Here is a 14261-nt window from a genome sequence, read left to right as displayed (position 1 = left end):
AGCGGAGTAACCACGAATGTCCGAAAGTAGCGCGCGACCGAGCAACGGCTCGGCGGCACCTCCGCCACCGGGGCCCGGGCCCTCCAGACAGGGCAAGAGCGTCGTCAGTTCCAGCCTCCTCATGGGCGCCGGATCCCTCGTCAGCCGCGTCACCGGATTCGGCCGCACCGTCGTCATCTCCGCCGCCATCGGCGCCGGCCTCCTCGGCAACTCCTACACCACCGCGCAGTACTTCCCGCAGATGATCTACGAGCTCGTCCTCGGCGGCGTGTTCGCCTCGATCATCCTGCCGCTGTTCGTCAAGGCCCACAAGAACGACCCCGACGGCGGCGACGCCTTCGCGCACCGCCTGCTCACCCTCGCCGCGCTCGTCCTCGGCGCCGCCGCGCTCGTCGTCACCCTCGCCGCCCCGCTCATCGCCGTCGGCATGTCCGAGCCCGTGCAGGTGGACCTGGTCACGAAGCTGTCCTACCTCATGCTGCCCGCGCTGGTCTTTTACGGACTGTTCGCGATCCTCTCGGGCGTGCTGAACTCCCGCGAGCGCTTCGGCGCCCCCATGTGGGTGCCCATCATCAACAACCTCGTGGTCATCACCGTCGGCACCGTCTTCTACTTCGTGTTCACCCGCGACGCGGTCCCCGACGCCAACGGCGAGGTCTTCAACTCCGCGAGCGACGTCACCACCGGGATGCTCCTGCTGCTCGGCGGCGGCACCACCGCCGGCGTCGTCATCCAGGTCCTGTGCCTGACCCCCGCGCTGCGCCGGGCCGGATTCCGCTGGCGCCCGCGCTTCGACTTCTCGGCCCTGCCGCTCCGCACCATCCGCAACCTGGCCGCCTGGACCCTGCTGTTCGTGGCCGCCAACCAGATCGCGGTCATGGCCGCCATCAAGATCGCCAACGCCGCCAGCGACCCCGAACGGACGGCCGACCTGGGCGTGTTCGTGCCGGGCGCGACCGTCTACAACAACTCCTACCTGATGATGATGATGGCCCACGGCATCGTCGCCGTCTCCGTCATCACCGCGCTCATGCCGCGCATGACCCGCGCCGCCGACGACAAGCGCTGGCCCGAACTGGCCGAGCACCTCTCCGGCGGCATCCGCATGGCGTCGTTCCTGCTGGTGCCCATCGGGGCCGCGTTCGTCGCCCTGCACGAGCCGATCGGCCTGGCCATCTTCCAGTGGGGCGTCTACACGCCGCAGCAGGCCCTCGCGACCGGTCAGGCGCTCGCCGTCGTCGGCGTGATCCTGCTGCCGTTCTCGATCTCGCAGCTCCAGATCTACGCGTTCTACGCCCAGACCGACACCCGCGCAGTCGCCATCTTCAACCTGCCGGTCATCGCGATCCGCATCGGCGGCTACCTGCTGGCGTTCGCGCTGCTTCCGGCCCAGTGGGTCATCGTCGGACTCCTCGCCTCCAACGGCGTCTCCTACCTGGTCAGCCTGCTGCTGTCGATGTCGCTGCTGCGCAAGCGCGTCGGCCTGCTGGGGATGCGAAAAGTCGCAATGGGACTGATTCGCACCGTTCTAGCCGCAACCATTGCCGGCCTGAGCGCGTGGGGACTGTGGATGCTGTGGCCGGCGGACCTCGCCGACGGCGGCACCTCGGACAAGCTCGGGCAGCTCTTGGCATCGTTCGCGCTGGGCACGGTCCTGCTCGGCGTCTACATCGCCGTGTGCCTGGTATTGCGCGTCACTGAGATGACGTCGCTCCAGACAACGGTGCGCGCAAAACTGCGACGATGAGGCAAGTACCATCCATACGTGTGCCCGGCCCCCGGCTGGCACGACCCCCGCAGGGTCGCATTTAGAGGGGAGGACCCCGCATCATGAGTACCGTCGAAGTTCCCTCCGTGGGCGACCTGCTCGCGGAGCGGTACCGACTGGAAGAGCACGTCGGAGGCACCGGCGGCCACCGCCAGCTGTGGCGCGGCGTCGATGTCCTCCTGCACCGCAGCGTCGCCGTGGTGCTGAGCTCTCCCGGCGGCGAATCCGCCTCCCCCACCATGACAGCCGCCGTCGCGGCCTCGCGCACGCACGTCGACTCGATGGTCGACGTGTACGACGCGGTCGACGAGGGCCGCTTCGCCTATGTCGTGCGCGAATGGGTCAACGGCTCCTCCCTGCGCGGCGTGTTGGCGCAGCAGGCGCTGGCGCCGAGCCACGCGATCGAACTGGTCGCCTCCGTCGCCGACGCGGTCGCCGCCCTCCACGAAGGCGGCGTCACCCACGGCAACCTGCAACCCGGCTCGATCCTGTTGTCCGAGGACGACCGGGTCATGGTCACCGAGCCGCGCAACGAGCCCGGACACACGCCGGTCGGCGACGTCCGAGCGCTCGGCGCGACCCTCTACGCCTGCCTGACCGGAGCCTGGCCGCGCGTCGTGCCCGCCGAGAACACCGGCCTGGCCGACGCCCGGGTGGACGACTGGGGCCGCGTCATCGACGCCGCCACGATCGAACCCGCCGTCCCGGCCTCGCTCTCCCGCCTCACGGCCGACCTGCTCGACACCGCCGAGGCCCCGCCTTCGGCCGCCGAGCTCGCCGTCGAATTGCGCCGGCTCGCCGAGACCGGCGGCGCCGGACCGCTCGAAGCCATGGGCACCGGGGCGCCGGCCCGCGCCGAGGCCCCGCCCGCGGGCATGAAGCGCCTCGCGCTCATCGCCGCGATCGTCGCCGCGGTCGTGTTCCTCGGCGTCGTCACGTCGACGCTCGTGTGGGGCGGCGGCGACGACCCGGCGTCGGGGGACGACAACCTGGGCCTGACCGACACCGCCGACACCGGCGAGGACGATGACGGGGGCGAGACCGAAACGGACGCTGCCGGGCCCACCGAGGCCGAACTGTCGCCCGAGGACATTCGCGTCGTCGACCCGCCCCCGGGCAGCCGCACCGAGCTCGAGGGCACCGAGCAGGTCATCGACGACAACGCCGCCACCGGCTGGTCCACCGACACCTACAACTCCCCGGAGTTCGGCAATCTCAAGCCCGGCATGGGCATCCTCGTGGACCTGGGCGAGGAGGTCGAGGTCGCCTCGGTCCGCATCCAGATGACCAGCGCCGGCGCCACCGTCGGGCTGCTCTCCGGATCCGAGGACCCCGGCAACGACTCCGACGGCGATGGAACGATCGCCGAGGACTGGTCGGTCATGGCCGAACCGGTCGAGGACGCCGACACCAACGTCGAGCTGCAAGGCGGCGAGGAGGCCACCCGGTACCTGGTGATCTGGGTGACGAAACTGCCGACCTCGCAGGGCGGCTACAAGCTCACCGTCTCAGACATCAACGTGTTCGTCCGGTAGGCCGGCCCCCATGCCCGCCCCGCGCCAGCCCGAACGCGGACCCGCCCGCCCGTCGGACCGCCACCACCCGAACCGGAGTGAACGCGGACCCTCGTCCGAAGGCAACGCCCGCGAAGGCGACTTCGGCACCGACGAAGTCGCCGACGCCGACCTGCTCGCCCGCCACGTCGCCGGCGACCGGGACGCCTTCGGGGAGCTGTTCCGCAGGCACCGCGGCCGGCTCTGGGCCGTCGCCGTCCGCACCCTCGCCAATCCCGAGGACGCCGCCGAGGCCCTCCAGGACGCCATGATCAAGGCCTACCAGGCCGCCGGCTCCTTCCGCGGCACCTCCGCCGTCACCACCTGGCTGCACCGCATCGTCGTCAACGCCTGCCTCGACCGGCTCCGCTCCGCCGCCCGCCGGCCCACCGTCCCGCTCGCCGACGACCTGCTACCCGCCTCCGGCGGGACCGGCCCAGAGACTGGTCCAGAAAACGTCACCCTGCGGCTGAGCGTCCACCGCGCCCTCGCGCAGCTGCCCTTCGAGCAGCGGGCCGTCCTGGTCTACATCGACATGCTCGGCTACCCCGTGGACGAGGTCGCCGCGATCCTGAAGGTCCGGCCCGGCACCGTCAAGTCCCGGGCCTCCCGCGCCCGCAAGCGCATCGCCGCCGATCTGCCCGAATTCGACCCGGCCGGACCAGCCGAAGCCCGGCCCGAGCCGGGCGGTGGGAACCCGCAGCCACGGCACGGCGTCGAACCAGGAGCAACCCGCCAGGCCGGACCCGCATGGAAGGAGGAAGGCCGACGATGAGCCAGCAGCACGACCGGACCCGCGTCACCGAGACGCTGCGCGCCGCCTCCGGCGAATACGACGACCTCCCCGCGGATGTCCAGGCCCGGCTCGACCGCGTCCTCCACCAGCTGCCCGCCGCCGACACCCTCCACCACGGCGAGCGGGACGGCCTCCTCGCCACCTGGGCCGAACGCCTGCGCCCCAAGCGGGTCCGCTACGCCCTCATCAGCGCCACCGCCGCCATCCTGCTGACCGTCGGCGGCGTCGGCGTCGCCCTCCAGGTCGTGAACGACGCCCCCTCGAGCGACGCCGGAGCCACCGCCGACCTCAGCGACGACACCCTCGCCGACGAATCCGAACGCTCCGAGCCCGGAGCCGAGGCTGAAGACGAGGTCGAGGAGTCCGCCGAGGTCGAGACCTTCGCCACCGGCACCGACTACACCGGCGACGGCGACCTCTTGGACGCGCTCCGCGGTCTCGGCTCGCAGAGCACCACGAGCACCACCGGCGCCGTCCCCGAGGAACTGGCGCCGCTGGCCGAAGGCGGCGACTTCTGGCAGGCCTGCCAGGACGCCCTCGCCGGGCGCTACGACGGGCTCCTCGTCGCGGTCGACTTCGCCCGCTTCGAGTCCGAACCCGCCGTGGTGGCGCTGCTCGTCGCCGACTCCGGCGAGATCGCCGTGGCCGTCGGCCCCGCCTGCGCCGACGGCACCATCGACGAGCTCGACCGCGAAGCCTGATTCGGCGGCTATGTGCCCTTCAGTGCGTGAGGTTGCACACAAAAGGGGTTTTCGCCTGTCACAAGCCCGCCACAGGCGCGAACCACGGAATTTCCGGTCCTTAGGATGGCGTTGAAGCAGTCAGCCTCCCGACCCCGCCCCAGCGGGGCGGCTTGGGGGCAGCCGAAACCACGCTGAGGAGCAGTAATCCGGTGAGCGAGATCCGCGACGTCATCATCATCGGCTCGGGCCCTGCCGGCTACACCGCCGCGCTGTACACCGCCCGCGCCAATATGCGCCCGCTCGTCTTCGAGGGCTCCCAGTTCGGCGGCGCCCTCATGCAGACGACCGAGGTCGAGAACTACCCCGGCTTCCCCGACGGCATCATGGGCCCCGACCTGATGGACTCCTGGCGCAAACAGGCCGAGCGCTTCGGCGCCGAGCTCGTCCCCGAGGACGCCACCAAGGTCGACCTGACCGGTGAGATCAAGAAGGTCTGGGTCGAAGAGACCGAGTACCAGGCCAAGTCCGTCATCCTCGCGACCGGCTCCGCCTACCGGCACCTGCACGTGCCCGGCGAGGACGAGCTCATGGGACGCGGCGTCTCCGCCTGCGCCACCTGCGACGGGTTCTTCTTCCGCGAGCAGCACATCGCCGTCGTCGGCGGCGGCGACTCGGCCATGGAGGAAGCGACGTTCCTGACGAAGTTCGCCTCCAAGGTGTCGATCCTGCACCGCCGCGACGCCTTCCGCGCCTCCCCGATCATGGCCGAGCGCGCCCTGGCCAACCCGAAGATCGAGGTCGAGTGGAACACCACGGTCGAGCAGATCAACGGCGAGAACGGCAAGGTCGCGGGCATCGACGTGGTCGACACCGTTACCGGTGAGAAGCGCTCGCTGCCGGTTACCGGCGTGTTCATCGCGATCGGCCACGACCCGCGCTCGGAGCTGTTCAAGGGCCAGGTCGAACTCGACGACGCCGGCTACGTCAAGGTCGCCGCGCCGACCACCCGTACGAACCTCGAAGGGGTCTTCGCCGCGGGCGACCTCGTCGACCACACCTACCAGCAGGCGGTCACGGCCGCCGGCACCGGCTGCGCCGCAGCGCTCGACGCCGAGCGCTTCGTTTCCAGCCTGGGCGACTAGGGGGTGTTCAATGACCCCCGGCGAGTCGGTATCCGAGTCCATTTGTTCGCTCGCAAGGCGGAAGGCCCTCCAGATCCCGGTGTTGGATCTGGAGGGCCGACAACGAAGCGAGCGGGCAAATGGGCCGGATAACGGCCGTCAGGGGTCATTGAACACCCCCTGGATCGCCCCTCGGTCAAACAGCGATACATAGGAGGATGCCAATGGCCATCAAAGCAGTCACCGACACCGACTTTCAGGCCGAGGTGCTGGACAACGAGAAGCCGGTCCTGGTCGACTTCTGGGCCACCTGGTGCGGCCCGTGCAAGAAGGTCTCCCCGGTGCTCGAAGAACTCTCGGGCGAACTCGGCGACATCGAGTTCCGCAAGATCGACACCGACGCGAACCCGGAGATCACCCGCCAGTTCCAGGTGATGAGCGTGCCGACCATGATCCTGTTCAAGGGCGGCCAGCCCGCCGACCAGATGATCGGTGCCCACCCCAAGGCGGCCATCCGCAAGTTCCTGACCAAATAACAGGTCGCAAAGCGAGTGGGGCGCAGCCGTTCGGCTGCGCCCTTCGCCGTCAGTCGCCGAGACCGTCGTAGCGGGGACGCCCGCCGGTCTTCTCCTCGAAGAACTGCTCCAGTTCGGAGTCGTCGAGTTTGAACCACTCCACGCTCTGCGGCAGCTCGAACGCCTCCGCGGCCTCAGCGTTCCGGTCGAGGGCCGACTTCAGCTCCAGGCGCAGGCGCGGATAGCGCGGGTCCGGGCGCACCGTCTTGAACCCCACCGAGCGGAAGAAGTCCGCCGGCACCAGGCACGCGTTCGACTCCCCGCGGGCATCGCCGAACGTCTCGATCGCGCAGATCCCCTTGCGCGCCACGTCGGCCGCCACCGTCTGCACCAACTGCCGCCCCAGCCCCGTCCCCGTGAAGGCGGGAGCCACGAACGCCGTCATGAGCAGCGCCGCGTCCGGCGACACCGGCCCGGAGGGAAACTCCACGGACCGGGGCACGAACTTCGGCGAAGCGTAGGTGATGAATCCGGCGACGCTGTCGCCCTCGAAGGCGATGCGGCCGCATCCGCCCCACTCCAGCAGGGTCTGCGACAGCCAGGCTTCCTTCTCCAGGCCCGGGTCGCCCACATCGCTGGCCGCCTCCCCGCAGATCGGCGAGAGCTCCCAGAACACGCACGTCCGGCACCGCCTCGGAAGGTCGTCCAAGGAGTCGAGGGTGAGGTTGACCATGCGCCGATGCACCCGATAAGCCTACGTCGGCTCACGGTCCACATGACGGAAAACACGCCCTGCTCGAACCAGGTGTGCTAGTAGAGTGGGTCGATCAGCGCCCGGTTCCCGTAGGGTGGACCGAGCGAGTGCTTCGGTGAACGAAACCGCAGCACACAAGCCCGCCAAGGCGAATAGGAACCTTGAAGGAGGTCTCCGCGTGTCCGGTACAACACTCGATGATTACACCGGTCGTTACGCATCCCGGGTGCACGGGATGGCACAGTCGGAGATCCGGGCACTCTTCTCGGTGGCATCGCGCCCCGAGGTCGTCTCGCTCGCGGGCGGCAATCCTTACACCGCCGCGCTCCCCATGGACGAGCTCGGCGAGATGTTCACGCGCCTCCTCCAGCAGGACGGTGCGGCCGCGCTCGGCTACTGCCCCGGCCAGGGCAGCACCGCCCTCCGCGAGGCCCTGTGCGGCGTCATGGACCTCTCCGGCGTCCGCGCCTCGGCCGACGACCTCGTCCTCACCAACGGCGCGCAGCAGGGACTCGACCTGCTCGCCCGCACCTTCCTCGACCCCGGCGACATCGTCCTGGCCGAGGGCCCGACCTATGTCGGCGCGCTCGGCGTCTTCCAGGCCGCGCAGGCCGACGTCCGGCACCTGCCGATGGACGACGACGGATTGATCCCCGCCGGCCTCGAAGAGTCCCTCGCCGGACTCAAAAAGGAAGGCCGCCAAGCGAAGTTCCTCTACACCGTGCCGACCTACCAGAACCCGGCCGGCGTCACCCTCTCCGAGGAGCGGCGCGAGGAGATCCTCGCGATCGCCGAACGCCACGGCCTCCTCATCATCGAGGACGACCCGTACTCGATGATCTCGTTCGAGGGTGCCCCGCCCGCGCCGCTGCGCGCCCGCGTCGAACGCGGCGTCATCTACCTCGGCACCGTTTCCAAGATCTTCGCCGCCGGGCTGCGGCTCGGCTGGGTCCTCGCCCCGCCGGCGGTGCGCGACAAGCTGCTGTTGGCCGTCGAGGCGGCCATCCTGTGCCCGTCCGCGCTCATTCAGGAGGCCGCGCTGCGTTTCTTCACCGAGATGGAGTGGCGCCAGCAGGTGAAGGTCTTCGCGACGCTCTACCGCGACCGGCGCGACGCGCTGCTGGCCGCGCTCACCGACTACATGCCGGGCAGCATGAGCTGGACGAAACCCGGCGGCGGCCTGTTCGTGTGGGCGACCCTCCCCGACGGGCTCGACTCGAAGGCGATGCTGCCGCGCGCCCTGCAGGAACGCGTCGCCTACGTCCCGGGCACCGGCTTCTACGCGGACGGCAACGGCCGCAGCCAGATGCGTCTGAACTTCTCCACCCAGTCGTCGGAGTCCATCCGCGAGGGTGTCCGCCGCCTCGCCGGCGTGGTCGCGGGCGACATCGAACTGCGCGACACGTTCGCGGGAGGCAGCGCATGAGCAATGCATCCGCACCGCGCTCGGACCGGCGGGTCCTGATCCTCGCCGGCGGCATGTCGTACGAGCACGAGGTCTCGCTCAAGTCCGGCCGCCGGGCCGCCGCCGCGCTGGCTCGCCGGGGCATCGAATGCGAGATCCGCGACCCCGACAGCGAGCTGCTGCCGGCGTTGCAGGAGTTCCCGCCGGACGTGGTCCTGCCGCTCGTGCACGGCGCGCCCGGCGAGGACGGTTCGCTGCGGGGCCTGCTGGAGTTGACCGACATTCCGTTCGTGGGCACCGGCGCCGTGGGCGCTCGTCGCGCCTGGAACAAGTCGACCGCGAAGGACCTGCTGCGCACCGCGGGCATCCCGACGCCCGACTGGGTGACGATGCCCCGTCAGGCGTTCTCGGACTTCGGCGCGCACAAGCTGCTCGACCGGATCTCGACCCGCATGGGCCTGCCCCTGGTCGTCAAGCCCAACTCCGGCGGATCCGGGCTGGGGGTGCACGCCGTGCGCAAGGAGGACGACTTCCCGTCGGCGATGATGGGCTGCTTCTCCTACAGCGACGAGGCGCTCATCGAATCGTTCGTGGACGGCCGCGACATCGCCGTGGGCGTCATCGACCTCGGCGACGGACCGGTGGCGCTGCCGCCGGTGGAGATCGCGCCGCTGCAGGGCGACTACGACTACGCGGCCCGGTACAACCCCGGGGCTACCCGCTGGACGGTCCCAGCCGCGCTCGAGGCGGGCACGGCCGAGCGGATCGCCGAGATCGCGGTGGCGGTGCACGAGACGCTCGGGCTGCGGGACTTCTCGCGGGTCGACGTGATGGTCGACGACGCCGGCGACATCCAGGTCCTGGAGGCGAGCGTCGCCCCGGGTACGACCGAGACTTCGCTGCTGCCCATGGCGATCGAGGCCGCCGGCCTCGACTTCGGCGAGGCCCTGGCGACGATGGTGCGACTGGCCCTCGCCCGAGGTTGACCCGCCCGCGGGCGAACCACTGACGACGAAATCCGGGTGGATGTTTCACGTGAAACATCCACCCGGATTCTTGCTGTACGGAGCTCATCCACCGAGAGGGATTTTCATGCCGCTAAACATGAAAGCGGAATTATCATGATAAATACCCCCTAAGGGACCCCTGGAGTCAAGTGTAGGGAGGGGGTGTGACAGAACATCGTTTCCGCAGGTCACAAGGCTTACTTTCGGGTGCTGAACCACGGTCTTCGGGATTCGGGACTCGGTTTTCAGAACTCAGTCGTCGGCGAGCCAGGCGGCTATGTACTCGAGATTCATCTGCCACTCGTGCTCCTCGACCGGCGGCAGGATCTCGTCCCACATCGTCATGAACGGTCCTCGCAGCTGGAGGTAGCCGTGGGGCCGGGCCAGGAACCACTGCTGGAGGTGGGCGGTCCCATCTCCCCAGCGATTGACGTGGACCTGCGCGACGGTTTCGAGCGAGCGGATCGCCCGTTCCAGGCGCACGGTGAGCACCCCGAGCTCGGCGGCGTGCATCGTGGAGAGGTCCCCGAGGTCCAGGTGCGCGCGCGGTTCGAGGATCACCACCACGGGCAGTCCGGTCGGCGCGGGCGGGCTCTTCAGGCGCCACCGCTCGTCGGTCCACAGATAGGCCGTGTCGGGCGTATGGCAGGCCGAGCACTGCTCCTGACGGTCGCCTCGGCGCGGCGGCTCGGCGGCCACAGGTGCTTGGAGTTGCTTGAGCCGGAGGTCGCCCTCGAACGGGAAGGCGGGCCACTCCACGAACGGCGGCAACCCGGGACGGGCGCCTCCGCGTTGGTTCGGCGGAGTTCGGCTCTGGTTGGCTTGGTTGGGCGTTGGACTTTGGCCGGGGGTACTCGCTGATGCCACCCCCGAAAAATACCCCATGGACGCGAGTCTGGAAACCACCGGAATCCACCTCTTGGAGTAATTCACCCCATCCCCCGCCTCCAGCGGTCCGTATATCCCATGAATCGGGCAAATCTCGGGCAGACACAGGCTTTCGCGCCGGATAGTGACGTGCGCCCATATGGCGGGAAGGGACTGTCGCGGGGTAGGGGGCTTAGGGCAAGCTGGTAGGCGTGCAAGCAACAGTGACTGATAGTTCCACGCCGGAGGCGTCGCCCGTTCAGGGCGACGACCTCGCTGTTCTGGTGGATCCGCCGGTCACCGCCGCGCTCGTCGATGAACTCAGCCACCTCTGGGTACGGGTCACGAACGCCGGCGGTTCCGTCGGGTTCGTTCCGCCGGTGAACATTGAAGAGGTCCGCCCTCACACCGTTTCCATTCTCGCGCGAGTGATCGACCAGACTGACACGCTGGTCGCTCTTAAGGAAGGAGCCGCCATTGTCGCTTGGTGTGTCCTCACATCAAACGACAGCCCGCCGCGGCAGGGATGGCGGACCATCCGCCACGTTCAGGTCGATCCGGAGCGTCAGGGCAGCGGCCTCGGCGGCAAGCTCCTGGCTGCGGTCGACCGTGTGGCATGCGAAGAATTGAAGCTCGAAGCGCTGACCCTCAAGGTTCGCTCGGGTACCGGAGCCGACGCCTTCTACCGGCGCCACGGCTTCAGCGAGGTCGGCCGCCTCCCGCGCGCGGTGCGCGTGGCCGACGATGACTACCGCGACGACATCATCATGTGGCGCGAACTCTCCTAAGCCAGACCTGAACCATCTGGCCACAGGGGACCCGCAGCGGCGGGACCGGGCGGCGATGCCGCTCTCAAGATTCGACTGACAAAGCAGCGGGGCGATGTTTCACGTGAAACATCGCCCCGCTGCTTTGTCGTGTCTGAGTACCGAGCTGACCGGCTATTCGACGCCGATCTGCTCGACGATGCGATCCAGGTCCGACAGCGAGCCGAACTCGATGACGATCTTGCCCTTCTTACGACCCCAGGTGACACCGACCTTGGTCTCGAAGTGGTCGGAGAGCCGGTCCTTCAGCTCCTCCAGACCGGGGGCCTTGATGCGGTCCTTCGCGGGCCGCGGGGAGCCGACGGGCGGCTCGTCCAGTTCCGGCTTCTCCTCCAGGCGGCAGGCCGTCACCAGTTCCTCGGTGCTTCGCACCGACAGGCCCTCGCTGATGATCCGTTCGGCGATGTGCTCCTGGGTGTCGCCGCTGTCGAGACCGAGCAGCGCCCGCGCGTGGCCCGCGGTGAGGACTCCGGCCGCCACCTTCGACTGCACCTGGGCAGGCAGGCTCAGCAGCCGGATCATATTGGAGATCTGCGGGCGACTGCGGCCGATCCGCTTCGCCAGCACGTCCTGCGTCACGTTGAACTCTTCGAGCAGTTGCTGATAGGCCGCGCCCTCTTCGAGCGGGTTCAGCTGGACGCGGTGAATGTTCTCCAGCAGCGCCTCGCGCAGCAGCTCGTCGTCGGCGGTGCGCCGGATGATTGCCGGGACCGTCTCCCAGCCGAGCGCGGTGGCGGCCCGCAGACGACGCTCGCCCATGACGAGTTCGAACTTGGCGCCGTCGTGCGCCCCTTCCCCCTCGGCCCGCTCGCGGACCGCGATCGGCTGGAGCAGGCCGACTTCCGACAGCGAAGTCTGGAGTTCGGCCAGGTGCTCCTCGTCGAAGATCTGGCGCGGCTGCTTCGGGTTCGTGCCGATGTCCGCGATCGGGATGAGCCGGAAACTGGCACCGGGAACGGGAACGAGACCCCCGTCGTCGGCCGATGTTTCACGTGAAACATCGGCCGTGGGCTTCTCCTCCTCCACCACCGCCGCGCGCGATGTTTCACGTGAAACATTGCGCTCGACATTGCGCTCGACCAGGGCCGCCTTCCGGGGAGCGGGCGTCGCCTGGGGGACCGCCTCTTCTTCTTCAGCTTCGTTGGTCGTGCTCTCGGCCAGGCCGGTGGGGATGAGTGCCCCGAGCCCGCGACCGAGTCCTCCGCGTTTCGCCGCCGCCATCGACTAGTTCCCGCCCTTATTGGTCTGCTGCCGCCGGCTCAGTTTCGCGCCGCGTCGGGCGATCTCCTCGGCCGCTTCGAAGTAGCTTGTCGCTCCTCGCGAGCCTGGGTCGTACGTCATGATCGACTGGCCGTAGCCGGGCGCCTCGGAGAGTCGGACGCTGCGCGGCACCACCGAGTCGAGCACGAGCTCGCTGAAGTGTCCGCGCACCTCCTGCTCGACCTGGTCGGCGAGCTTGGTTCGCTTGTCGTACATCGTCAGCAGGATGGTCGAGACCCGAAGGCGCGAGTTCAGATGCGCCTTCACCAGTTCGATATTGCGCAGCAGCTGCCCCAGACCCTCCAGTGCGTAGTACTCGCACTGGATCGGGACAAGCACCTCTGCGGCCGCAACGAGGGCATTGACGGTCAGCAGTCCGAGCGACGGCGGACAGTCGATGAGGACGTAGTCGAGTTCGCCGCTGAAGCCGTCGATCATCTTCTGGAGTCGGCCCTCGCGCGCGACCACATTGACGAGTTCGACCTCCGCGCCGGCGAGGTCAATGGTGGCCGGAATGCATTGGAGCGAGGGAATTCCCTCGACGCGCTGCGCGATCTGCTCTACCGGAATGCCGTCGACAAGCCCTTCGTAGACGCTCGGAGTACCGGCACCATGCTCGACGCCCAACCCGGTCGACGCGTTCCCCTGCGGGTCGAGGTCGATCACCATGACACGGTTCCCGTGCAGCGCCAAGGCGACCGCGAGGTTGACCACACTGGTGGTCTTACCGACGCCACCCTTCTGGTTCGCCACGGCGATCACCCGCCGCTTGGGCGGGCGCGGCATGGTGATGTTCCCGGACGGATTGAGGACGCGGACCGCGCGCTGGGCCTCGCGGGCCAGCGGGAGGTCGTCATCGAGCGGATCGTTCTGCTGGGGGATCTCCCCCGTCTGCTCCTCCACCGCCGTCCGCTGGTAGCCCTTCGGTTCGGCGGGAGCAGCGTCCTTGCCCGCGGCCGTGCTCTCCGGAGCCGTGTGGCGTCCGGACCTCCCTCGTTGCGATGTGGACTTGCGCATCCCGTCCCGTTCCCCGCCGTCACTCGACAGATCGTTCTCACTGCGGAAGTCCGGATCGGGATTCCCAGCAGCAGCGCCGGGGCCGTCACTGGTCTCCCTAGGAACCGATTCTGGCCCAACGGACCCGAACGTCCCAGCTGCGCCACCCGAGAGCGATGAACTTTCTCGGTATCTGCGCCGACGAGGAGCTGGTTCTTCCTCGCTCACCGCGGCATCAAGGACGTCCTTGATACGGCGCTCGGCCGGGATATCGCTGCCGAGGGAGCTTTGGTGCTCACGATCTTCGGGGGGAAGGGGGTCGCGCACATTCACCGCCACAGAGTACGGGCCGAATGTTTCACGTGAAACATCGACCCCGTTCGGAGAAGCTTACGAGCCATACACTAGCCCAATGACGTGAACGCCGCAGTGGACGCTTGCACGCGACGCCGTTGCCCGACGGTGAAGCTCTGGGGAATCGAACCCCTAGCTTCCGCATGGCAAAAGGTGAAAGCTGAAAAATGCGGATTTGTCCGCCCGGGGGACCCCTTCATTCAAGAATACCCGCGGGGTATGACAGGAATTTCGCCCTGCACGCCTGTACCGGTGAGGCACATCATCTTGGGCCGCAAGCTGGTTCGACGGCCGGGCGAACCCAGAGAACAAACCACGGCCCGCCGGCTTGCCACCCAACGGGCTTGCCACCCAA

13 protein-coding genes are annotated in these 14261 nt (G+C 68.6%); 9 read left to right on the top strand and 4 right to left on the bottom strand.

Features of this window, described 5'->3' with window-relative positions; genetic code table 11:
* Positions 1 to 16 precede the first annotated feature (16 nt).
* From murJ to trxA, 6 genes are all read left to right on the top strand, one after another.
* Positions 17 to 1747, top strand: coding sequence for a murein biosynthesis integral membrane protein MurJ (gene murJ / locus FAB82_RS15265; RefSeq protein ID WP_136535393.1), 1731 nt, complete (start codon positions 17 to 19; stop codon positions 1745 to 1747).
* 83 nt (positions 1748 to 1830) lie between these two features.
* On the top strand, positions 1831 to 3303 hold the full coding sequence (locus FAB82_RS15260; protein WP_136535392.1) for a protein kinase family protein: 1473 nt from the start codon (positions 1831 to 1833) through the stop codon (positions 3301 to 3303).
* 10 nt (positions 3304 to 3313) lie between these two features.
* The gene (gene sigM / locus FAB82_RS15255; RefSeq protein ID WP_136535391.1) at positions 3314 to 4096 is read left to right on the top strand and encodes an RNA polymerase sigma factor SigM; all 783 of its coding nucleotides are present in this window, start codon (positions 3314 to 3316) and stop codon (positions 4094 to 4096) included.
* Positions 4093 to 4818 (top strand): hypothetical protein, encoded by a 726-nt coding sequence (locus FAB82_RS15250; RefSeq protein WP_136535390.1) that lies wholly within the window; start codon positions 4093 to 4095, stop codon positions 4816 to 4818. The genes sigM and FAB82_RS15250 overlap by 4 nt, the downstream gene beginning before the upstream one ends.
* Before the next feature lie 191 nt (positions 4819 to 5009).
* A complete protein-coding gene (gene trxB, locus FAB82_RS15245; protein WP_136535389.1) occupies positions 5010 to 5942 on the top strand; it encodes a thioredoxin-disulfide reductase in 933 nt (310 codons plus the stop codon).
* Between the two features lie 203 nt (positions 5943 to 6145).
* Positions 6146 to 6457 carry a thioredoxin gene (gene trxA / locus FAB82_RS15240; protein WP_136535388.1) on the top strand — a complete coding sequence of 104 codons (312 nt, stop codon included), beginning with the start codon at positions 6146 to 6148 and terminating at the stop codon, positions 6455 to 6457.
* 49 nt (positions 6458 to 6506) lie between these two features.
* Here the strand turns inward: trxA and FAB82_RS15235 are convergent, their stop codons facing one another.
* Positions 6507 to 7181, bottom strand: a complete 675-nt coding sequence (locus FAB82_RS15235) for a GNAT family N-acetyltransferase (protein WP_136535387.1) — start codon at positions 7179 to 7181, stop codon at positions 6507 to 6509.
* 187 nt (positions 7182 to 7368) lie between these two features.
* On the opposite strand from FAB82_RS15235, the gene FAB82_RS15230 reads away from it, so the two are divergent.
* Both FAB82_RS15230 and FAB82_RS15225 read left to right on the top strand, forming a co-directional pair.
* On the top strand, positions 7369 to 8616 hold the full coding sequence (locus FAB82_RS15230; protein WP_136535386.1) for an aminotransferase-like domain-containing protein: 1248 nt from the start codon (positions 7369 to 7371) through the stop codon (positions 8614 to 8616).
* On the top strand, positions 8613 to 9581 hold the full coding sequence (locus FAB82_RS15225) for a D-alanine--D-alanine ligase family protein (RefSeq protein ID WP_136535385.1): 969 nt from the start codon (positions 8613 to 8615) through the stop codon (positions 9579 to 9581). The genes FAB82_RS15230 and FAB82_RS15225 overlap by 4 nt, the downstream gene beginning before the upstream one ends.
* A 273-nt stretch (positions 9582 to 9854) precedes the next feature.
* On the opposite strand, the gene FAB82_RS15220 is transcribed toward FAB82_RS15225, so the two are convergent.
* A complete protein-coding gene (locus FAB82_RS15220) occupies positions 9855 to 10373 on the bottom strand; it encodes a hypothetical protein (protein WP_136535384.1) in 519 nt (172 codons plus the stop codon).
* Positions 10374 to 10681: 308 nt separating this feature from the next.
* On the opposite strand from FAB82_RS15220, the gene FAB82_RS15215 reads away from it, so the two are divergent.
* Complete coding sequence (locus FAB82_RS15215; protein WP_168801613.1) at positions 10682 to 11257, top strand: GNAT family N-acetyltransferase; 576 nt, start codon at positions 10682 to 10684, stop codon at positions 11255 to 11257.
* Between the two features lie 153 nt (positions 11258 to 11410).
* Here FAB82_RS15215 and FAB82_RS15210 read toward each other — a convergent pair whose 3' ends face one another.
* Positions 11411 to 12517, bottom strand: coding sequence for a ParB/RepB/Spo0J family partition protein (locus FAB82_RS15210; protein WP_136535382.1), 1107 nt, complete (start codon positions 12515 to 12517; stop codon positions 11411 to 11413).
* A 3-nt stretch (positions 12518 to 12520) separates the two neighbouring features.
* Entirely contained in the window at positions 12521 to 13573 is a 1053-nt protein-coding gene (locus tag FAB82_RS15205; protein WP_168801612.1) for an AAA family ATPase, read from the bottom strand.
* Positions 13574 to 14261: the final 688 nt, after the last annotated feature.

The sequence above is a fragment of the Glycomyces buryatensis genome (genome assembly GCF_004912275.1).
In the GTDB taxonomy this organism is placed as follows: Bacteria; Actinomycetota; Actinomycetes; order Mycobacteriales; family Micromonosporaceae; genus Glycomyces; species Glycomyces buryatensis.
The sequence above is the reverse complement of the archived record's forward strand: the minus strand, read 5'-3'. Positions and strand labels throughout refer to the sequence as shown.

Excerpts from the sequence above, each read along its gene's own strand:
- FAB82_RS15210 (WP_136535382.1), bottom strand. The coding sequence starts at position 12,517 with ATGGCGGCGGCGAAACGCGGAGGACTCGGTCGCGGGCTCGGGGCACTC.
- FAB82_RS15260 (WP_136535392.1), top strand. The coding sequence starts at position 1,831 with ATGAGTACCGTCGAAGTTCCCTCCGTGGGCGACCTGCTCGCGGAGCGG.
- FAB82_RS15225 (WP_136535385.1), top strand. The coding sequence starts at position 8,613 with ATGAGCAATGCATCCGCACCGCGCTCGGACCGGCGGGTCCTGATCCTC.
- murJ (WP_136535393.1), top strand. The coding sequence starts at position 17 with ATGTCCGAAAGTAGCGCGCGACCGAGCAACGGCTCGGCGGCACCTCCG.
- trxA (WP_136535388.1), top strand. The coding sequence starts at position 6,146 with ATGGCCATCAAAGCAGTCACCGACACCGACTTTCAGGCCGAGGTGCTG.
- sigM (WP_136535391.1), top strand. The coding sequence starts at position 3,314 with ATGCCCGCCCCGCGCCAGCCCGAACGCGGACCCGCCCGCCCGTCGGAC.
- FAB82_RS15205 (WP_168801612.1), bottom strand. The coding sequence starts at position 13,573 with ATGCGCAAGTCCACATCGCAACGAGGGAGGTCCGGACGCCACACGGCT.
- FAB82_RS15250 (WP_136535390.1), top strand. The coding sequence starts at position 4,093 with ATGAGCCAGCAGCACGACCGGACCCGCGTCACCGAGACGCTGCGCGCC.